General features: G+C 34.5%; 12 protein-coding genes. All 12 read left to right on the top strand.

Annotated features, from left to right (window positions below):
* Window positions 1-15: 15 nt before the first annotated feature.
* The 12 genes from C0979_RS07440 to C0979_RS07385 all read left to right on the top strand — a co-directional run bounded on the left by C0979_RS07440 (window position 16) and on the right by C0979_RS07385 (window position 22,158).
* A complete protein-coding gene (locus C0979_RS07440; protein WP_101695377.1) occupies window positions 16-2,772 on the top strand; it encodes a YodL domain-containing protein in 2,757 nt (918 codons plus the stop codon).
* Window positions 2,773-2,965: 193 nt separating this feature from the next.
* On the top strand, window positions 2,966-3,205 hold the full coding sequence (locus tag C0979_RS07435) for a helix-turn-helix domain-containing protein (protein ID WP_027089854.1): 240 nt from the start codon (window positions 2,966-2,968) through the stop codon (window positions 3,203-3,205).
* A gap of 86 nt (window positions 3,206-3,291) precedes the next feature.
* Window positions 3,292-4,026 carry a LytR/AlgR family response regulator transcription factor gene (locus tag C0979_RS07430; RefSeq protein WP_027089853.1) on the top strand — a complete coding sequence of 245 codons (735 nt, stop codon included), beginning with the start codon at window positions 3,292-3,294 and terminating at the stop codon, window positions 4,024-4,026.
* Window positions 4,027-4,030: 4 nt separating this feature from the next.
* On the top strand, window positions 4,031-5,329 hold the full coding sequence (locus C0979_RS07425) for a sensor histidine kinase (protein ID WP_034864529.1): 1,299 nt from the start codon (window positions 4,031-4,033) through the stop codon (window positions 5,327-5,329).
* Between the two features lie 98 nt (window positions 5,330-5,427).
* Window positions 5,428-5,583: a cyclic lactone autoinducer peptide gene (locus C0979_RS07420; RefSeq protein ID WP_034864522.1), complete on the top strand. Its 156-nt coding sequence runs from the start codon at window positions 5,428-5,430 to the stop codon at window positions 5,581-5,583.
* A complete protein-coding gene (locus tag C0979_RS07415) occupies window positions 5,583-6,155 on the top strand; it encodes an accessory gene regulator B family protein (RefSeq protein WP_027089851.1) in 573 nt (190 codons plus the stop codon). The genes C0979_RS07420 and C0979_RS07415 overlap by 1 nt, the downstream gene beginning before the upstream one ends.
* A 78-nt stretch (window positions 6,156-6,233) precedes the next feature.
* Complete coding sequence (gene epsC, locus C0979_RS07410; RefSeq protein WP_051592795.1) at window positions 6,234-6,983, top strand: serine O-acetyltransferase EpsC; 750 nt, start codon at window positions 6,234-6,236, stop codon at window positions 6,981-6,983.
* A 91-nt stretch (window positions 6,984-7,074) separates the two neighbouring features.
* Window positions 7,075-7,764 (top strand): 4'-phosphopantetheinyl transferase family protein, encoded by a 690-nt coding sequence (locus C0979_RS07405; protein ID WP_027089850.1) that lies wholly within the window; start codon window positions 7,075-7,077, stop codon window positions 7,762-7,764.
* Window positions 7,765-7,786: 22 nt separating this feature from the next.
* On the top strand, window positions 7,787-8,518 hold the full coding sequence (locus tag C0979_RS07400) for a thioesterase II family protein (protein ID WP_159459867.1): 732 nt from the start codon (window positions 7,787-7,789) through the stop codon (window positions 8,516-8,518).
* A gap of 19 nt (window positions 8,519-8,537) precedes the next feature.
* On the top strand, window positions 8,538-9,515 hold the full coding sequence (locus C0979_RS07395) for a SagB/ThcOx family dehydrogenase (protein ID WP_027089848.1): 978 nt from the start codon (window positions 8,538-8,540) through the stop codon (window positions 9,513-9,515).
* Window positions 9,516-9,532: 17 nt separating this feature from the next.
* Window positions 9,533-11,212 (top strand): AMP-binding protein, encoded by a 1,680-nt coding sequence (locus C0979_RS07390; protein WP_027089847.1) that lies wholly within the window; start codon window positions 9,533-9,535, stop codon window positions 11,210-11,212.
* Window positions 11,213-11,286: 74 nt separating this feature from the next.
* Window positions 11,287-22,158 (top strand): non-ribosomal peptide synthetase, encoded by a 10,872-nt coding sequence (locus C0979_RS07385; RefSeq protein WP_101695376.1) that lies wholly within the window; start codon window positions 11,287-11,289, stop codon window positions 22,156-22,158.
* Window positions 22,159-22,247: the final 89 nt, after the last annotated feature.

Raw genomic sequence — 22,247 nt, 5'->3', positions numbered from 1 at the left:
ACAGGAGGAGTTTATATGGCAAGAAACAGGATAACGGGTAGAGAAACACAGAAAATGCAGGAATATACGCAGGAACAGATCAGTCAGGCAGAGCGTAGAGGTATAGAAATTTCAACAGATGTAAAAGAACAGCTTTTTGAATATGCGAATCTGATCGGTGAGGAAGAGAAGGTTAGGACTCTGGTAAGAAATCTGGCAGATGTATTGAGCAAAGCAGATGAAGAAAGTGTAGAGGATTTACTGGATGATGCAAGAATGGATATTCAGGACTTACCAGATCCAACCATAGGCAAGCTGGAACTTCAGGATTATGGATATACAGCAGAGGATATGGTACCGCTTAGAAAGGAAGCAGCCTTAGATTATCACAGGATGGGTTCTAAGATTTATTGTCTGGGCAGCGATGGCGGTAAGGGAGAGTATGCAAGTAAAGAAATAATACAGGCACACGAAGGGCTGTTTGGCATGGAATTACAGATGTGGGAACGGATAAGGGATCAGGATCTGGATTATGCAGATGAAGATTTTGGAGCATTTCAGGAGCCTATGAGTGTCATTGAGCAGGAAGAAGCACTGAAATTATACGATGCCGGAGCAGATATTTATCTGATCACTAATTTTTCTTCACCGGTCTATGTCACGGAACGCATGGAAATTGAACGAGGACCAGAGTATTATCAGATGTCTAGGACAGAACTGGAGCGTTTTCGTAACCTGGAATGGGAAATGCAAAAATATCCACAGATTCAGTCTTTAAAAGAGGCAAACCTGCTGTTAGGAACAAGGCGAACCTTTGGTATTTATCAGATCAAGGATGATTCACCGGGCGAAAACTATGCATTTATGAATATGCGTTTTATTGAAAGTCATGGTATGCAGATAAAAAAAGAAGATTATAAGCTGGTCTATGTTGGCGAATTACTGGGAAATATGTCACTGGATGATATTTTTGAAAGGTTCAACATTGATAGACCGGAAGATTTCCGTGGGCATTCCCTGTCAGTCAGTGATATCGTAGTTCTGAATGACGGGGAAAAAGTAACCGCTCATTTTGTAGACAGTATCAGTTTTGAACAGCTGGATTCTTTCTTGAATCTGGAAGAACAGGTTCTTAGTGAACTGGCATATGAGGTAGGAGAACGGTATTTTGCTATTCAGAGGACAGAAGAAGGATACGATTATTCCTTTTACGATGAAGATTTCCGTCTGATGGATGGTGGCGTCTATGAAAATGATGAAAATTCTATTGAAGAAGCGGCAGAGGAACTTCTGGAAGACGAAGGCTGGACTGGAGAACGCATCCGTGGGGATTATGATCAGTTGATGGAAAAAGTGGAAGAAATGGATGAGGTTGTAATGGCAGAGATTCAGAAAAGCCAGGGCGAATATAAGCCTTTGGCGAAGGTGGAGGAACTGGAAGAGGCAAATTATAATATGATTGATAACGTCCTTAATAATATGTCACCGAAGAAAGAACCTTATCTGGAATATTTCGCCACAGAATGCGATGAGTTTCACGATATGGGAGCATATGAAAAAAGTACCGATGTTAATCAGATAGCTGCAGTCTATGAAAAATATAGGGAGAATCCAGAAACAGCTTATCTCGGATGCTCAATGGGAATTATCTATCGTGATCCGGAAGACAGTTACTACGATGAAGCCGAATTTGCAATCGTAAAAGGAAATACTGTATTTGGAAATCTGATGGATGATGTTCGGTTTTATGGAGAACTTGCACTGGTACGGGAAGGGATTGAGAAAATTCATGAAGCATTGCCGGACTATAAGTATATACCGATGCGGGATGTTCGAGAAGCAATGTATCCTGAGAAGATGACCACAGAACAGCTGGCAGAGGCATTGGATGAGATTGCAGAAGCATTTGATCCGTATGAGTATCGGGATAATGTGGAGATAGGAGAAAATACGGTACAGGAAGTAATGCTGGATTTGCGAAGCGGGAATATTCATTCCTATATTTCGTATCTGAAGGATATTGTAGATGAAGGATGTGACCAGTCTGTGCGTGCAGGTATATTGATTGAAAGGCTGAAAGCCTATGAACCGGAGCTTCCAAAAGATATGGAACCAATGGTGTATGTGAATTATTGTGAGAAAAGTGAGCTAGGGAAGCCAAGATGCCAGAAGTTATCTGATTTGGATTCAAGAACCGTAGAACAGGACAAAACCTGGTATGCTGATCGTGATCAAAACACAAACGAACCAAAAACGACAGCACAGATGTTTTTTACAGTATATTATGCTGAGAAAGGTGACAAGATGTTGCACCATTTTCAAGGTAAGATAGATATTGGTACCGGAAACGGCGGTATCATCAGTCAGTTAAAGATGCAGAATGAAATGAAACTGACAGATGAAAGCTGGATCAGCTATCAGCAAGGAAAAGGCAATGAAGAGTACCAGAAGTATATGGAAGATCTGACGGATATGCAGAATCATGTGTTGCCGTATTTGCAGAGCTTTTGCAGCCTGAAAGAAAAAGGTGTGCAGGAGAGACGAGAACAGCAGGTAGCAGAGAAAACTGAGAGCAGAGAAGCTGCGCCAAGAGCTGGCATTGAAGCAAATACAGCAGTTAAGGACGCAGGGAAAGCTGAAAGAAAGCCAGTAGCACAAAAGAGAGCAATGACAGAAAAAGAGAAAAAACCGTCAATCCATGAACGCTTGGAAATCAATAAGAGAATCATTCAGGAAAAACAGGGAAAAGATAAGCCGGAGAGAGGGGCTGATTTGGATGTAAGGACGGTGTAGTATGAGATAGAAAGGAGTCGGAGGTCACGGATAACAATGTGGCTTTCGGCTTTTTTTGTTTTGGTAAAAATGCTGAATTATCTACCACGAAAGTATACAAAGCTTACAAAGATGTATCTTTGTTCAAAAAGACTATATATGGGCGACCTTTTACGGGCAATTTATATAGAATAGAGAAAAGGTGGTAGAAATCATGGATATGAAAACAGCAGTTATATATCGTCTTGAAGAATTGATAAGGCAAAACGATATTACCGTGAATGAGGCGGCGATACGTTCTGGTGTTCCGCCATCAACGCTGAAGAATATTTTGTATGGGCAGAGTAAGAATGTAGGCGTAGTTACAATCAAGAAATTGTGTGATGGATTAGAAATCACAATACCAGAATTTTTTGGAGATTCCATCTTTGCAGAGTTGGAACCGGAGTTATAGAAGTAAGAGATAATCTCATGGCAAAATTCTGCGGGATGGTTTTTTTTATGAAATGAGGTTAGTTGCAACTAACAAAAGGAAGGATTATGTATAAGATAGCTATTTGCGATGATGATAAAAGATATAGAAAAACGATCAGGGAGATTGTAGAGCATGAAAATAGTTTGCATGAAAATGAAATCAGATTTTATGAATACGAATCTGGAAATGAACTTTTGAAACATACGGATATTCTCCACGAATTGGTCTTTATAGACATCCGTATGCCGGGGCTGGATGGAAACCAAACAGCATTAAAATTGAGAAATTATAACAAAGATGCAGTTTTAATCTTCTGTTCTAGTTATTTTGAGCCGACAGTGGACAGTATTAATTTTGGGCAGCCCTTCCGGTATATTATGAAGGACTTACACGATACCAGCTTACGCCGGGAAATTGCAGCTATTATGACTGAGGTAAAGAGACGCTTTCTGAATGACTATGCGGTAACGGTGACATCGGCGGGGAAGATAATACGCATACATGTGGAAAATATCTTATATGTTTCCAGAGCCAAAAGAGGATGTGTGATAACCATTGTGAAAGAGCAAGAAAAAGAGACAGTTCGGTGCAGAGAATCGTTTGGAGAATTATGTGAACAGTTAAAAGATCAGGGATTTGCACAGGCGCATTATAGTTACATTGTTAATTTGGGAAAAGTAGAAGGGTTAGAAAAAGGCGTACTACGGTTGAAATACGGAATAGAACTGAATGTTTCAAGAGCAAAGAAAGAAGAGTTTACCGAGGCGCTGTTTGAATATCTGAGGGAAAGGAATGGTTGATCTGATGGATTTACTAAGAGATGTTTTAGTTTGCAGCCTTCAGGTATGGATGCTGAATGATTTTGGGAAAAATATGTTTCCATATAGGGTAGGATCTTTATGGAAAAGAATTGGGGTGTATTTTGCTGCGGCACTTTGTATTTTTATTGCAAATCATATGGGAACGACGCTATTTAATATTACGATTATCCCTGTAAGTTATACGATTGCTGCCATTATTATTTTTCAAGGCAGTAAGTGGAAGAAAGTTATCATGGCCTGTTGTTATTATATGTTGGCAATCATACCAGAGTTTTTGTTTGCTGCGATTACTGAAGCCTATGGAGTAACTGGAACAGCAAACGAATTTCAGTCTGAGCTGGAAAAAACATTGGCTATTTTGCTGATGAAAACGATGACTTTTTTACTCGTGAAATGTATTAACCAGATAACAAGAAAGAAGAATTATCTGACGATTGAAAATAAATTGTTTACTGTGCTGTTAACTCTGCCGATAGCGACAATTATCATTTTTATGTGTATATACTATTCGCATATTTCTTTTACCGGTGTAAATCGTATCATGATTCCTATTGGAGCAGCATTGCTGTTAATGACGAATATTTGTATATTTGCAGTCTTTGATAAATTAATTGAAAGGTCTGAAGAAGTAAAAAAGATGGAATTGCTTTATCAGAAAAGTAAAGCTGAAAATATCAATCAGAAATATATCAATAAAGTAAACGAAGATAAAAGGGCTTTTTTGCATGATGTGAATAAATTTCTTTGTATTACAGCGAACTTGATAGAAAATGGAAAAAATCTTGAGTTGGATAACATGGTAAGACATTTGGGGATCCGGATACAGGAAATGAAAAATTATAGTTGCTGCGCTGATCCGGTTCTAAACAGTATTTTATGTGAAAGAAAATTTGTCGCCGAATCAAAAGGCATATTGTATAAAATCAAACTTGGAAATAATCTTAGAACAGATTTTATAGAAGACCTGGATTTGATTTCTATTGTGGGGAACCTTTTGGATAATGCAATCGAGGCTGCTGAAAAGACAGAGAAAGATAAGTATGTGATTTGTAATATGTATATGGGGAATGAAAATCATTTCCTGGTAATGGAATTTCGCAATAATTATATTGTGCCTTTAATAAAAGAGAAGGAGCGATATATAAGTACAAAAAGAGATTCCGGCAGTCATGGAATCGGGCTTCATACGGTAAAGAAGCTGGTGGAAAGATATGGAGGAATCATGAGGATTGTTGCAGGAGAACAGGAGTTTTCTGTTGAGATAATCTTTACAATTAAGTAAGACGATGCAAAAATCGCCCAAAAAATTACCGTTTTGGCCGAGGTAATTGTAGTAGAGGCGATTTTTTAGTAGAATTTTGAAAAAAGGAGGCAAAAATCATGAAGAAAATATTAGACAAAGTAAAAACAAAGGTATTAGAGGGCATCAATTTGCTTGCGCTCAAATTGACAGCACGTTCCGCAAATCTTGCATGTGACTGGTTATATTTTCAGGATGAAGAACCGGACGAAGTTAAGAAGATGAGAAAGTTTTAATGCGAAAAAGGATAATCGACTGGTTTTTCACTTTACAAAGCCAGCGGGGAATTCTTGGGGAAAAAGAGCGTAGGTTTTATACATATGCTTACGGTTTGCTTCTGAATAAGATAGCTATATATGCCATTATTGCTATAGTTGGTACGACAACAGGAAACTGGATAGAAATGTTTAGCTTTTTACTGCCGTTTACTGTTTTAAGGCAGTATGCAGGGGGAATTCATTTAGAAAAGCCTACGAGCTGTATTATTTTCTCTGGTTTCCTCGTTTTCGGATGTGGGCAATATTTAGCGGTAACATCAGACATTGGATTCTCTTTTTTCTTTCTTTGGCTTATTGCGGTTTTAGTTATATTCATGTTAGTACCAATAGATACTAAAGGTAAGAAACTAGACAAGATAGAGACAAGAATTTATGGAAAACGTGCAAGAATAATATTAGCGATTGAATTTATAATGGCTATATTTTTAGGGATATATGGATTCTCTTTGCTGGCAAAAGGAATTGCAACAGCGCATTTGGTTTTAGCTACTGGACTAATAATAGGAAGTGTAAAAAAATTTTGGATGTGAGTTAGAAATACCTAACCAACAAAGGAAAGAAAAGTAAAATGAGTAAAAAGATTAGGTAGTAAGGAAGATACAGAAAAGATGGGATTGATGATAAATAAGAACTTTAATGATAAATGGATTCAAAAATTTATAAATTTATTACAGGGTTTCTTTTATGCGCAATATTGTCCATTTGGACAGGAAGATGAAAGAAAGATAGAGCAAGAAATATGTAACTTACTAAAGGAGTATTTAGAATTGCTAAATATGGGAAGAAGTGAAGATGAAAGAAAACTAGTGGAGTTTAAAAATACACTTCCTGTTTTAAAACAGTTGGTTATATCGGATATGATAGCAGCATATGAAGGAGATCCGGCGGCAAAGAGCTATATGGAGATTATAATAGCTTATCCGGGGCCATTAGCAGTATTGGTTCAAAGAACAGCTCATTGCCTGTATGAATTAGATATTCCTATTTTGCCAAGAGTCATGACGGAATATGCACACTCAAGAACGGCAATTGATATTCACCCAGGAGCAATAATTGGTAAAGGTTTTTTTATAGATCATGGAACGGGTGTGGTAATTGGCGAAACAACAGTTATTGGAAAGAATGTAAAAATGTGTCAAGGAGTAACCTTGGGAGCGTTATCTACTAAGGATAGTCAGAAACTAAGATATATTAAGAGACATCCTACAGTAGAAGATGATGTAACTATTTATACGGGAGCTACTATTCTTGGCGGAGATACGGTAATAGGAAAAGGCAGTATTATTGGGGCTAATACATGGATTACACAGACAATACCTCAATATGCTCTTGTAAAACAATATATCTCGGATTTATAAATTGTGGAATATTTAAAACAGGATAATTTTATAAAATGTGGAGGATAATGTGTATTTTCCCGAAAATAAATTATGGAGAATAAAGTAATTAATGATAAGTATTAAACAATATTGTAACGAAAGATTATTCAAACTAAGTAGAATAAAATTACTTCCGAATGAAATTCATTTATGGAGTATTAATTGGAAAGAATTAGAAGATTATATACATAAATATAAAAATTTAATTTCTATACAGGAAGAACAACGAGTATATTCTTTTAAATTTTATGAAGATAGAATGCGATGTATGACAGGAAAAATTTTAACAAAATTACTATTAGCACATTATTTAGAAGTAGATTGTCTTGATATTCAAATATGCTATGAAAAAAATGGGAAACCATATCATATGCCAATAAAAGATAAAAGACTTATACAGTTTAATGTTTCGCATTCTGGAGAATTTGTTTTTATGGGATTTGCATATGAAAAAAGAATAGGAGTTGATATAGAAAAAATAAATTTATCATTTCAATACCAGTGTATAAGCGATAAGTTCCTTTCTAAAAAAGAGATAGAGGATATTAATAAAAGTAAGAATATAGAAAAGTTTTATAATCTATGGACAGCAAAGGAGGCTTATGTAAAAGCGATAGGAATAGGACTTTTTAAAGAGTTCAAATCTTTTTCTGTTAGTGAAGACATAATAAAAGAGAATAACAAAATAGAAGAAGGGTGGTTTTTGAAGAACATAAAATTAAACGAGGAATATGTAGCATGTGTCGTGCTTCAAAAATAAAACTATGAAAGGAAAAATAAAATTGAGAAAGAGAGATAATAATATGGAGATATTTCCTTATATTCAAAGAATGAAAAAAGAAAAGCCATATCAATTATTTTGTTTTCCTCATGCTGGAGGGAATAGCTTAACTTTTGCTAAATGGGTAGATCGTAGTAGTAAAATAGACATTATTCCCATAAGTCTTTCAGAAAGAGGTAAAGAAAATAATTATAATAACTTAGTAGGTATAATAGCTGAAAAAATAATAGCCATACTAGATGATAGACCATTTTTTTTCTGGGGACATAGCATGGGCGCTGCATTAGCGTTCTCTGTATCGTATTATATTGAAAAAAAATACAATTATTTTCCAGAAAAATTGATTGTTGCAGCAAGACAACCTCCTTTTGATCCGTGTGCAAAAAGCTTTAGAAGCAGTATGGGACTAAGTGCATTATTAGATGAACTAAAAAATGCAGGAGGAACTCCAAGAGAATTATTAGAAAGCGATATTTTTAGAGAATATATGTTACCGGAAATTATGAATGATTATGTTTTACATGAGGGTTTTAAGTATCATGGGGAAATGATAAATTCTTCTATAGTTGCTCATTGTGGTACAGAAGATATAGAGGCAAACGAAACAATTATGCTAGGATGGAAAGAAGTAACATTAAAAGAATTTAAGATAACTTCTTTTAGTGGAGGACATTTTTTTCCACATAGCTATACAAAATATTTGGAAGAATTAGAAAAGGAAATTATAAATTAGCTATTATAAAGGAGATAAGATGGATACGAATAAATTATTATATTGGTCGCCTGTTTTTCGATGGGAAATTGTGGACGGCTGCCTGAAAATTGAATTATTTAATTATGGTCAGCAGTTTTCTGGATTATTTCCAGAATTTTACTTTTATACACAGAAAGGGATTTTAGAAGAAGACTTAATTGAAAAAATGAGTTATAAAAATAATCCCTTAATTAAGAAATTTATAAGAGATTTAATTAAAAGACAGATTTTGATTTATAGCCCATTAGAGATACAACAACTGGTACATATACAGAATTATCTTTTTGATAATAAGTATGATGAAAAAATTAAATATGATGCGGAAACTCTGGAGAATTTTAAAGAAATACAGTTAACTAGAAATCCGGTCATGGAACAAAAAATAATGGATGAAATTAAGATACCCACAAACAATTTTTCTCATATGATTGAAAAGAGAAAAAGTGTTCGCGTTTTTGACAATGAAACACTGATGGATAAGGAAAAATTTTTCAAAATAATATCTATTTTAAGAGAAAGGGATGCTATTACGCATCGTTATTATTATGCAAGCGCAGGTGGATTATATCCTATTGATGTTTATGTCTATATTAAAGAGAACAGAATTAAAGAAATACCGGGTGGACTTTATTATTATTCACCTAAATTAAATTGTTTACAGAAAATAAAAAAAGAGAACGTTATAAACGAGGAATCTCAATATTTTATGAATAAGGATATTTTTTCACATTCAGCATTTAGTATATATTTTATTTACGATGCAGATGTTTCGATGCCTAAATATGGTGGAATGGCATATATTTATGCATGTATAGATACGGGGATAATGGTTTCGCTATTAACTTATATTGCTGAAGCAGAAGAAGTTGGAAGTTGCTCTATTGGAGAAATGGATTACAAGAAGATAAAGCCCCTTTTTCCATTAACTTCTAATATGTCGTTCCTTCATAGCATGGAATTTGGTATTAAAAAGTAATAAAGGAGAGAGGTACATTGTTATCAGAAATTCTAAAAAAGATTGTTGAGGAATCCACTAATGAAGGGATTAGATTTATAGAACATACAACGGAGGTTTTTGTAAGTTATAAGGAACTATATAATGACGCAATAGGATTAGGAGAGTGGCTAAAAGAGAAAGGGATGAAACCGGGGGAATCTTTGGTAATTTTGCTACAAAACCGCAAAAATTTCATTACAACTTTTTGGACTTGTTTGATATTTGGATATACAGCAATTCCGGTGGATTATATTTCAGCATGGAATAAATCATGGGGAATAAAAAATGTCGAAAATGTATTTCAAAATATAACTAACAATAAAGTAATTACTGACAAAAAACAATATGAAATTATATCTCAAAATAAATATATAAAAAGCAGCGATATATTTATTTTTCCAGAAATAGAAAATATTAAAAGAGATTGGAAGAAAAATTGGTTTAAAGTAATTGATACAGAATATCCAGCGGTAATTTTATTTACATCAGGCAGTGTATTTTTGCCCAAGGGAGTGGTTTTAACAACAGAGAATCTTCTCAATGGAATTGAACAAGTAATACAAAAAATTCACTACAATAAGTCAGATGTAATAATTAATTGGATGCCTTTAACTCACGTGGCAGGCTTACTTCTTCTACATTTAATACCTCTATGTAGTGGGGCAAACGAAGTTGTTGTATCAACAGAGGATTTTTTGAGAAATCCAAGGGGATTTTTCGATTATGTTAAGAAATATAAAGGAACCGTAACTATGTTTCCGAATTTTGCTGTTGAAATGTTAGTAAACTATGGAAAGAAAAATGATATATCAAGTATTGATATTAGTAGTTTGAGATGTGTTTTTAATGGTGCAGAACCTATAAATTGTACGAATATGTATAAATTTATTGAGTTGTATAAAAAATGCGGATTCAGGAAAAATGCGATGGTTGCTGTATATGGGATGACGGAAACAACAACAGCAGTAACAATACATGATCCTGCTAAATGTGAAGATAGATTTCTTAGAATTGATAAGAAAAAATATTTTTCAGAAAATATATTAATAGAATGTAATAGTGCAGAAAAAAAGGAATATTTCGATATAGCATATGTAGGAAAGCCGGTACATGGGGTAAGTATTAAAATATGTGATGAAAACGGAAATGAGGTTAAACAAGGGGAAATTGGAAATATTTTTGTGAGCGGAAGTAATGTTGCTAAACAGATTCTTAGTAATAAGCAATATTGTCCATTAATAGGGCAGAATAATTATTTGGAAACAGGAGATATGGGAACTATGATAAACGGACAACTCATAGTTACAGGAAGAAAAAAGGACATTATGTTTTTTAATGGACTTAATTATTATCCGGAAGATATTGAAAAGCTGTGTAAAGAAAAATTAAAAGAAATTTGCGTAGACTATATAGCATGTGCGATACAAAATAAAGAGCTTATGAAAGATGAATTAGTAATATTTGTAGAAAATAATTTATTTGAGAGTGAACTTATAGAAAAACGAATTAAAGATACAATAAGTACAACAATTCATCAACCGGTTAAATATGTAATTCCAGTTAAAAAACTTAGTAGAAATAGAATTGGGAAAAAGCAACGAAAAGAAATGAAAGAACGATATGAAAAAGGTGAATTTGAAGATTACATTAAGAAAATAGAAGCTAGGAATTTTTAACCATTAGAGCAATTTAGCATCAAAGAATTAATTTTGAAAATTGATCAAAAGAAACAGAAGGAGGCTATTAAAAGATGACTAGAGAAATGGATAAAGAAACAATTACAAAAACCCTATTAGGATTTTGGAAAGAAGTACTTGGACAGGAAGTTTCAGCAGAGGATGAGTTTTTTAATATTGGTGGAAGTTCTTTAACAATGTTTCAATTACTAGGTAAAATTTCGGAGGTTTTTTCATTAGAGATAGAACCAGAGGAATTTATTGAAATGGCTTCAGTAAGAAATATAGCTTCATATATTGCACAAATATTAAATAAGAAAGAAAATGAAAAGCTAAAGGATAAAGGTAAAATAATTCCCCCATCCGTTGTTCAGGAAGCTTATTATATTGGGCGAAATCAAGAATATGATTTAGGCGGAATTTCAACACATGCATATTATGAAATAGTCACAGAATATACGATCAATGAATTAGAAAACGGAATAAATGAATTAATAAAAAAGCAACCAGTTTTAAGAACTTTAGTGTTGGAAAATGGAGAACATATGCTTTTAGAGCAGACGCCTCGATATATTATTGAAAGTGATGATTGTAAGAATTGTTCAGCGGAGATTATAGAAAATAAAATAATCACAATCCGTAATACATTATCACAGTGTGTACTAGAAGCAAATAAATGGCCGTTGTTTAAGATTGTAGCTTTAACAGGAATACAGGAAAATAAAACATATCTTTTTGTCCATTTAGATTTGTTAATTATGGATGGTGCAAGTATTGGCATTTTTATGTCTCAATGGAATGATTATGCAAAAGGAAAAGGAAAATTAGAAAATATTTTTGATATAGAGGATTATTATTTGAAGCAGAAAGGAATGCGGGACTCAAAAAAATATAAAGTTGACAAGAAATATTGGCTTTCTAAATTAGATGATTTCCCAGCAGCACCAAATCTAAAATTAAGGCAAAATGTTAGGGATGTAAAAGCGAAAAACTTTAAAAGAATTCAGGAAATTATAGATAGAAAGACATATAACGAAATCTGTGAAATAACAGCTAAGAATAATGTTAGTCCTTCTATTGCTTTTATTACGGCGTACGCCTATATCTTGGGATTTTGGAGTAATCAAAAAAATTTATCTATCAATCTTACAACAATGGATCGCCCGACGGGGATAGATGCTAAAAATGCTATTGGTGAATTTACTAAAATTGTATTACTGGATTCCTCTGTTGATGCTACAAAATCATTTTGGGAAAATGCAAAGATGATTCAAAGACGGTTATTAGGAGGATTAGGGCACCGTAGTTATGATGGAATAGAGTTTATTAGAGATTTGATGAGGGAAAGTGATACTCCGTCAGGCAGTATTATGCCAGTTGTATTTACAAGTATGTTATATGGGGATAAAAATTTAACAGTAGATGCATTGGGAGAGATAAAATATTCAATAAGTCAAACATCTCAGGTATATTTAGACGCTCAGATTTCGGAAACGAAAAATGGAATAGTACTTAACTGGGACTATATGGCTGAACTGTTTGATTCGGAAATGATTAAGAAGATGTTTAGACAATATATAGCATTGGTAAAAAGTATCATGGATGAAAATTTACAGTATCCGGAGATATCAAAAAATGATAAGAAAACTATCAATACTTATAATCAGACTCAGACTGATATACCAGAAACTACGATTCAGGATATGTTTAAATTAATAGCTAAAGCATATTCAGATAAGTATATTGTCGTAGACTCTACGGGAAGAACAACATGTGCTGAGCTAGATGAAAAGTCCACTCAAATAGCAAATTATCTTTTGAAAAGAAATATTTCAAAAGGTAGTATTGTAGCGGTAATTGGAACACGCAGTAGAAAAACTATTATTAATATTTTAGGGATTTTAAAAGCGGGCGCTGCCTATGTGGCAATAGATCCAGAATATCCGGAAGAACGGAAAAAATACATACTGTCTCACAGCGAAAGTGTGATGTGTTTAGATGCAGATTTTTATGAACGTGAAGAAATTTGTGAATATTCATCTGAACCACCAGCCATTGGATATACTCCTTACGATCTGGTTTATATCATTTATACATCAGGCAGCACCGGAACCCCAAAAGGTGTTTCAATTACTCAAGGGGCAGTTATGAATACTGTACTTGATATAAACCAGAAGTTTCATGTCACAGCAGAGGACAAGATTATAGGCCTGTCATCTATGTGTTTTGACCTTTCGGTGTATGATATTTTTGGCTGCCTTTCAACAGGTGCAACCTTGGTAGAGGTTCCGGATATCCATGATGTCTATAACCTGGCAAAAGTTATCAAAGAGGAAGGGATCACTATATGGAATTCTGTTCCTGCGATCATGGAGATGATGCTGGATAATACAGTACAGGAGGAAACAGATTTCTGGTCAATGGAGGAAAGCAGCCAGGTTAACGTTAGCCTGGAGGAGAGCAGTCTTCGTTTGGTGCTTCTCAGTGGAGACTGGATTCCTGTAAACCTGCCGGATAGAATTAGAAAAGAATATGAAAATGCTGAAGTAGTCAGCCTTGGAGGAGCTACGGAAGCGTCGATTTGGTCTATTTATTATCCGATAGGAGAAGTGAATCCAGAATGGACAAGCATCCCGTATGGCATGCCGTTAGCTAACCAGACGTATTATGTGCTGAATTATAGGCTGGAGGATTGCCCGATAGGAGTAACGGGAGAACTATATATTGGCGGAAAAGGATTGGCACAGGGATACTACCGAGACCCGGAAAAGACAGCAGAAGCATTTATCGAACATCCGGCATATGGACGGATATATAGAACAGGCGATTATGGTGTAATGACAGAGAAAGGATACATCATTTTCCAGGGAAGAAAAGATTACCAGGTAAAGATCAGCGGTCATAGAATCGAATTAGGAGAAATAGAAAGCCGTCTGTTACAGCATAAGTCAGTTAGAAAGTGTGCTGTGGTAGATTGGGAAGACGAAAACAAGAAGAAATATTTATGCGCCTATGTAGTATCGGACACCGAAATTGATACCGAGGAATTAAGTTCTTTTCTGGGAGAAACTCTGCCTGAGTATATGGTGCCGAAGTTCTTTGAACGGATTGAAGAAGTTCCTTTAAATCTAAATGGAAAAGTTCTAAGGAAAGAGCTAAAAAAGCCCAAACAGACAATCAAGACGCAAGAGAAAGTTTTTCCACATACACAAACAGAAAAAAGATTGGCAATTATATGGGAAGAAATTCTTGGAATACAGAAAATAGGGATTAAAGATCAATTTTTAAGAATAGGTGGAGATTCTATAAAGATGGTCGCTGTTCTAGGAAAAATTACTGAAGAATTTCACGTTAAAATATCGTTTAGAGAATTTATAACTGCTAATACAATAGAAAAAATGGCATCACTAATAGAAGGAAAAAAAGGAATTTTAAAGGAGACTATTTATAAGCATAAAGAACATAATGTGGATACTGAATATGATGAGTTTCCTTTAACAGATGTCCAAATGGCTTATTTAATAGGGAGAAACGAGGGAATTGCTTTAGGTGGTATTTCTACACACGGATATTATGAGATATTGACACACTTGAATATAAGAAAATTAGAAGAAAGCCTTAATAAAGTTATTGAAATCCAGCCAATGTTACGGGCAATTATTAGTAAAAGCGGTACACAAAAAATATTGAAAGAGGTGCCCAGATATAGAATCTCTGAAAATGATATTAGAGGGTATACGGATGAAGAACAGGAGAATGTTATTAAAACAGAAAGACAAAGAATGTCCCATTATGTATTTGATACAGAAAAATGGCCTCTATTTGAGTTTAAAGCATTTCGAACTGATGAGGAGGAATATTATCTTTTTGTAGGGATTGATTTGTTAATAGCAGATGGAGGAAGTGTTAGAATATTTATTAGACAACTGTTAGACTTTTACTACGATAGGTTTGACAAGAATAGACAGAATGCTTTTACATTTAAAGACTATGTAGAGGCATTAAATGATTTTAGTGAAAGCAGTACATATAAGGAAGATAAAGATTATTGGATGGAACAAATATCTCTGATTCCACCGGCGCCAATGCTTCCATTACAAAAAGATCCAAGTGTAATTAGAAAACCTCAGTTTGCAAGAATTGAGAAAGTGATACCAAAATCAGAATGGAATGTTCTTCAAAAGGAAGCAAAAAAGAAAGGCATAACAACATCTACACTTTTATGTACCGCATATGCTTTAGTTTTAGGATACTGGAGCAATCAACCTGAATTGACTATTAATGTTACAGTTTTTACCAGGTATCCATTTAATGAAGGTGTTACAGACATAGTTGGAGATTTTACTTCAGTAATTTTATTACGGGTTAATTTGCTTGGTAGAAGTGATTTTTGGAAATTAGCCAGTGAGATTCAAAATCAATTAATGGATGCTCTGGAGCATAGGCATTATGATGGAATGAATGTGATTCGTAAAATTGCAGAACAAGCAGAAATGAAAGAACAGGCAGTTATGCCAGTTGTCTTTACGAGTCTTCTCTTTTCTATGGAGGAAGGTGATATAGTAACCATAGAAGATTTGGGTGAAGTTAAAATGGGAGTTAGTCAAACCTCTCAGGTATACTTGGACTATCAAGTGATGGAAACTAAAGAAGGATTGTTGATTACATGGGACTACATTAAGGAATTGTTTACGCCAAATATGATAAGTACTATGTTTAAACAGTACATTAATATTGTCGAAAGTTTATCAAAGAATGTAATTTCCATGCCTCATTTAGATTCAAAAGAACAGGAAGTATTTACAGCCTATAATGATACGAAGCTGGATATGCCAATATTGCCGATACAGACAACATTTAAAAAAATAGCAGAAAAATATCCTGAAAAGATTCTTATTGCAGATAATACTGGGGGTGTAACTTGCCATCAAGTGGATAAGCAATCTTCACAAATTGCAAACTATTTATTGAACCAGAAAATAAAGAGAGGGGATGTTATTGCTGTTTTAGGGAATAGAAGAAAAGAAACCATTATTAATATCCTTGGAATTTTAAAAGCGGGTGCTGCCTATGTGGCGATAGATCCGGAATATCCGGAAGAACGGAAAAAATACATACTGTCTCACAGCGAAAGTGTGATGTGTTTAGATGCAGATTTTTATGAACGTGAAGAAATTTGTGAATATTCATCTGAACCGCCAGCCATTGGATATACTCCTTACGATCTGGCTTATATCATTTATACATCAGGCAGCACCGGAACCCCAAAAGGTGTTTCAATTACTCAAGGGGCAGTTATGAATACTGTACTTGATATAAACCAGAAGTTTCATGTCACAGCAGAGGACAAGATTATAGGCCTGTCATCTATGTGTTTTGACCTTTCGGTGTATGATATTTTTGGCTGCCTTTCAACAGGTGCAACCTTGGTAGAGGTTCCGGATATCCATGATGTCTATAACCTGGCAAAAGTTATCAAAGAGGAAGGGATCACTATATGGAATTCTGTTCCTGCGATTATGGAGATGATGCTGGATAATACAGTACAGGAGGAAACAGATTTCTGGTCAATGGAGGAAAGCAGCCAGGTTAACGTTAGCCTGGAGGAGAGCAGTCTTCGTTTGGTGCTTCTCAGTGGAGACTGGATTCCTGTAAACCTGCCGGATAGAATTAGAAAAGAATATGAAAATGCTGAAGTAGTCAGCCTTGGAGGAGCTACGGAAGCGTCGATTTGGTCTATTTATTATCCGATAGGAGAAGTGAATCCAGAATGGACAAGCATCCCGTATGGCATGCCGTTAGCTAACCAGACGTATTATGTGCTGAATTATAGGCTGGAGGATTGCCCGATAGGAGTAACGGGAGAACTATATATTGGCGGAAAAGGATTGGCACAGGGATACTACCGGGACCCGGAAAAGACAGCAGAAGCATTTATCGAACATCCGGCATATGGACGGATATATAGAACAGGTGATTATGGTGTAATGACAGAGAAAGGATACATCATTTTTCAGGGAAGAAAAGATTACCAGGTAAAGATCAGCGGTCATAGAATCGAATTGGGAGAAATAGAAAGCCGTCTGTTACAGCATAAGTCAGTTAGAAAGTGCGCTGTGGTAGACTGGGAAGACGAAAACAAGAAGAAATATTTATGCGCCTATGTAGTATCGGACACCGAAATTGATACCGAGGAATTAAGTTCTTTTCTGGGAGAAACTCTGCCTGAGTATATGGTGCCGAAGTTCTTTGAACGGATTGAAGAAATTCCTTTAAATCTAAATGGAAAGGTAGAAAAAAAGAAATTAGTTAAACATAATTTTAATAACAACGAATCTCGAAAGATTATTTATCCTCGAACAAAAACCGAAAGAGAGCTTGTCAATATTTGGAAAGAGATTTTAAATCTTGATGAGGTTAGTATAAAGGATAGTTTTTTAGGAAATGGTGGAGATTCTATAAAAATGGTTAGGGCTATGAGCTGTATTTCTGAGCGACTAAAAGTGGGGATTTCCTATAAAGAGTTTTTATACGCTAATACACCTGAAAAGCTGGCAAAACTTATTGAGAATGGAAAAAGCAAGAAGCAGAAGTATGAATATCCGAAATATTCTCATACTACGGGAGATGAATATGAGGAGTTCCCTTTAACAGATGTTCAGATGGCGTATCTATTAGGAAGAAATGATGAATTTGATTTGGGAGGTATTTCAACACATGGCTATTATGAAGTATTGACTAAATTAGATATAAAAAAATTGGAAAAAAGTCTTAATAGGACAATTAAAGAACAATCGATGTTTAGGACGGTTTTCTCAAAAAGTGGTATGCAAAGAGTCTTAAAATATGTTCCAGAGTACTCAATCACAGTGGAAGATTTAAGCTTATGCAGTAAAAAAGAACAGCAGGAAAAGATTCTAATGGAACGCTCCAGAATGTCCCATTATGTATTTGATGTAGAAAAATGGCCTTTATTTGAGTTTAAAGCATTTAAAATTAACTCTCAGGAATATTACTTATTCATTGGGATTGATTTGTTGATTGCGGATGGAAGTAGCATGCGGATTCTTGTCAGAGAGTTGAAAAGAGAGTATGACTACGAAGCGACATCAAGTATGCAGCAGAAATTTGATTATAAAGATTATGTGCATGCATTAGAAGAATTTAAGAATAGTGATATATATATGGAGGATAAAGGCTATTGGACAGATAGAATTGATTTACTGGCACCAGCCCCAGAGTTGCCTTTGAAAAAAGAATTGTCTGAAGTAAAAAATCCACACTTCAAAAGGCAGCAAGAAATTATTAATAATAATATATGGGAGAATATTAAGAAAGAAGCAAGAAACAGAGAAATTACCACCTCTGCTTTGCTGTGTAGCGTATATGCTGCAGTATTGGGATATTGGAGTAACCAAAAAGATTTAACAATTAATGTAACTGTATTTACAAGATATCCATTTAATCCTAATGTAAATAATATTATAGGTGACTTTACTTCTGTAATACTGCTTGATGTTAAACTCGGAGAAATGTCTAATTTATGGGATCTTGCACAACGGGTACAGAAGCAAATGATGGACGCTTTGGAGCATAGACACTATGATGGTATAAATGTAATTCGAGAACTGGCAAAACGAAAGAATATGCAACAGCAGGCTATTATGCCGGTAGTATTCACAAGTTTATTGTTCTCTATAGATTCAGAGGATAATGCGACAATCAATGATCTCGGAGAAATAAAGATGGGGGTTAGCCAGACATCGCAAGTATATTTGGATTATCAAGTTATGGAAACGAAGGAGGGCTTATCTATAACATGGGACTATATAGAAGAACTTTTTGATGAAGAAGTAATCGGCACCATGTTTTTGCAGTATATAAACGCATTAAAAAATTTAGATAAGCCGTACAGTGAGCTGTTACGACCTGCGAAAGACGATGAAGCTATTATACAAAAATATAACGACACACAATGCGATATTGAGGAGACAACAATACAGAGAGAATTTAAAAAAGTAGCTTCAAAATATCCAGAACATGTAATTGTATCAGATATAGAAGGTGAAATGACATGTGTAGAATTAGATAAAAAGTCAAATCAGATAGCACATTATTTAATAAGTAGTGGTGTAAAATCAGGTGATATTATTGGTGTTATGGGCAAAAGAAAAAAAGAAACTATTATGAACATAGTTGGTATTCTAAAGGCTGGGGCAGCTTATGTAGCTATAGACCCTACTTATCCTAAAGAACGCCAAGAGTATATTTTGTCAAATAGTGGAAGCGCGTATTTATTAGAGCCTGAATTTTATGAAACTTATAATATTAATCAGTATTCTGATACAGCATTAGATATTACATATCATCCGGAGGACATTGCTTATTTGATTTATACATCGGGAAGTACAGGTGTTCCTAAAGGAGTTGTAATTACGCAGAGTGCTGTAATGAATACAGTGCTAGACATTAATCAAAAATTTAGCATTGATAACACAGACAAGATAATTGGTTTATCATCAATGTGCTTTGATCTTTCGGTATATGATATATTCGGAAGTTTATCAACGGGAGCAAAGTTAGTTGAAATTGAAGATATCCATGATATTTCATATTTGGAAAGAATAGTGGAGAAAGAAGGAATCACAGTTTGGAATTCTGTCCCAGCCATTATGGAAATGTTCCTTAATGGCATTGGAAATGAGAGGCTGTTTCCAACGATAAATACGGTTCTTTTAAGTGGTGATTGGATTCCAGTAAATATGCCAAATGCTATAAAAAAGGTATGTGAAAATGCCAGAGTGGTTAGTCTTGGCGGAGCAACGGAAGGATCAATTTGGTCTATCTACTACCCAGTGGATTACGTGGATCCAGAATGGAAAAGTATTCCATATGGTAAACCATTGGCAAACCAGACTTATTATGTTCTGAACTATGAAGGTAGGGAGTGCCCGGTAGGAGTATCGGGAGAATTATATATTGGAGGAAAGGGGGTAGCACAAGGATATTTTAAAGATCAGGAGAAAACGAATAAAGCATTTATTGTACATCCGAAATATGGAAGAATTTATAGAACGGGTGATTATGGTGTTTTATTAAAAAGTGGAATTATCATTTTTCAAGGAAGAAAAGATTCTCAGATTAAAATTAGAGGGCACAGAATTGAAATAGGTGAAATTGAAAATCAATTACTTAAACACCCGAAAGTTAAAAATTGTGTAGTAGTTGATTGGGAGGATGATCTCGGAAAGAAATATTTATGTGGGTACTTTGTATCTGAAAACAATATAGATTCTAAAGAATTGCAAGATATGCTTCGGAGTAAATTGCCGGATTATATGATTCCAAAATGCTTTGAACAAATTGGAGGAATTCCCCTTACGGCTAATGAAAAGGTAGACAGGAATAAACTGCCAAAACCTGAATTTAAAACCAAGCAAATAGGAAAATGCATAGATCCTAGAACTGTAAAAGAAAAAGAAGTACTTAAAATATGGAAAGAAGTTCTTAATTTATCTGATATTGGTATATATGATGACTTTTATGAGATGGGCGGGGATTCTCTTTCTGCAATGAAAGTATTTTCAAAACTAACACAGAAATATCAAATAAGTATAAAAGAATTGTACTTATATAGGAATATTGCTTCTCTGAGTAAAATGTTACGAAAAAAAGAACCTCAGATATATTTCGATTTTTTAAAAAATCAGTTTAAGGAAATGGAGCATGTTTTACAATATCCAACTACAGAGTATCTTGAGTCTTATCGAAATTATTTAGAAAAAATTGATAAAGACTATAATGAGATTGAACTTGAAACCGAGGAAGAATATAGAACGATGCTTTTTATTGGAGCGACAGGATTTTTAGGCTCTCATATCTTATATGAGTTTTTATCAAATACAGATGTGGAGATTTATGCAATAATACGTGGACAAAGTAAAGAAAGTGCAGGTAAACGTTTAAGAGAGACTTTGGAGTTCTTCGATAAGTATAATCCTGCATGGGAACAAAGAATACATGTTGTAGTTGGTGATGCATCTATCCCAAAATTCGGATTGGAGGAAGAAACATATGAAATTTTACGTTCAAAAGTAGATTGCATTTTTAACTGTGCAGCAATTGTATCACATTTGGGACTATACGAAGTAATGTATAAAAGTAATGTATTAACCTGTAGTAATATCCTAAAATTTGCGGAGAAAAAGAAAAATATAAAGATTTTTCATATCTCAACCAAGCATGTAGGATTTGGTTCTGTGCCAGATAAAAAGGAGGTGCTGTTTTCAGAGAGCGAATTCAATGTTGGACAGGTAATTGATAATAATTATGCAAAAACAAAGTATGAGGCTGAAACTTTAATGCGTGCAGCGAGAGATGAAGGCTACAATATTAATATTTTTAGAATGGGAAATATTTCTTGTGAGTTGAAAGGAGGAAAATTCCAAAAAAATATAGAACAGAATGCATTTTACATTTTAACGAGAAGCTTTTTACGCTTAGGAATTCTTCCGTTATCTGAACAAAAAACGGTTGATTTGACATATGTGGACAGTGCAGCTAGAGCTATTTATTTACTGGCAACTAGAAAAAACCTAAATAATGAAACTTATCATATTGAGAACACGGAACTTTTATCATTTACACATATGGGAAAAATGATACAAAAATATGGGGAAAATGTTGTTTTACGACCTTATGAAGATATGTGGGATTATTTTTTACCGATATATGAAGAAGGAACGGATAACTCAAAAATGCAAGAGATAAATAATCTTATTGCATATATTGATTTTCTACCGTGGCATATGCCAACCATGTTTAGATTTGTAAAGGATAAGACTAAAATTCTTCTCGAAAAAATGGGTTTTGCATGGAAAGAACCTGATCAGGAAATCATAGATAATCTTTTAGATTATGGAAAACAGGTAGGTTTTTTTGACTAATGGTTATGGGGAAGTGAAGCAGTTCATTTCCCCATCCAGTAGATATTAGATATTGCACTAATTTTAATAATGATGAATAAAAAAGGAGA

The sequence above is a fragment of the Dorea phocaeensis genome, from assembly GCF_900240315.1.
Classification (GTDB): domain Bacteria; phylum Bacillota; class Clostridia; order Lachnospirales; family Lachnospiraceae; genus Dorea_B; species Dorea_B phocaeensis.
The sequence above is the reverse complement of the archived record's forward strand: the minus strand, read 5'-3'. Positions and strand labels throughout refer to the sequence as shown.

Excerpts from the sequence above, each read along its gene's own strand:
- C0979_RS07440 (WP_101695377.1), top strand. The coding sequence starts at position 16 with ATGGCAAGAAACAGGATAACGGGTAGAGAAACACAGAAAATGCAGGAA.
- C0979_RS07435 (WP_027089854.1), top strand. The coding sequence starts at position 2,966 with ATGGATATGAAAACAGCAGTTATATATCGTCTTGAAGAATTGATAAGG.
- C0979_RS07430 (WP_027089853.1), top strand. The coding sequence starts at position 3,292 with ATGTATAAGATAGCTATTTGCGATGATGATAAAAGATATAGAAAAACG.
- C0979_RS07425 (WP_034864529.1), top strand. The coding sequence starts at position 4,031 with ATGGATTTACTAAGAGATGTTTTAGTTTGCAGCCTTCAGGTATGGATG.
- C0979_RS07420 (WP_034864522.1), top strand. The coding sequence starts at position 5,428 with ATGAAGAAAATATTAGACAAAGTAAAAACAAAGGTATTAGAGGGCATC.
- C0979_RS07415 (WP_027089851.1), top strand. The coding sequence starts at position 5,583 with ATGCGAAAAAGGATAATCGACTGGTTTTTCACTTTACAAAGCCAGCGG.
- epsC (WP_051592795.1), top strand. The coding sequence starts at position 6,234 with ATGGGATTGATGATAAATAAGAACTTTAATGATAAATGGATTCAAAAA.
- C0979_RS07405 (WP_027089850.1), top strand. The coding sequence starts at position 7,075 with ATGATAAGTATTAAACAATATTGTAACGAAAGATTATTCAAACTAAGT.
- C0979_RS07395 (WP_027089848.1), top strand. The coding sequence starts at position 8,538 with ATGGATACGAATAAATTATTATATTGGTCGCCTGTTTTTCGATGGGAA.
- C0979_RS07385 (WP_101695376.1), top strand. The coding sequence starts at position 11,287 with ATGACTAGAGAAATGGATAAAGAAACAATTACAAAAACCCTATTAGGA.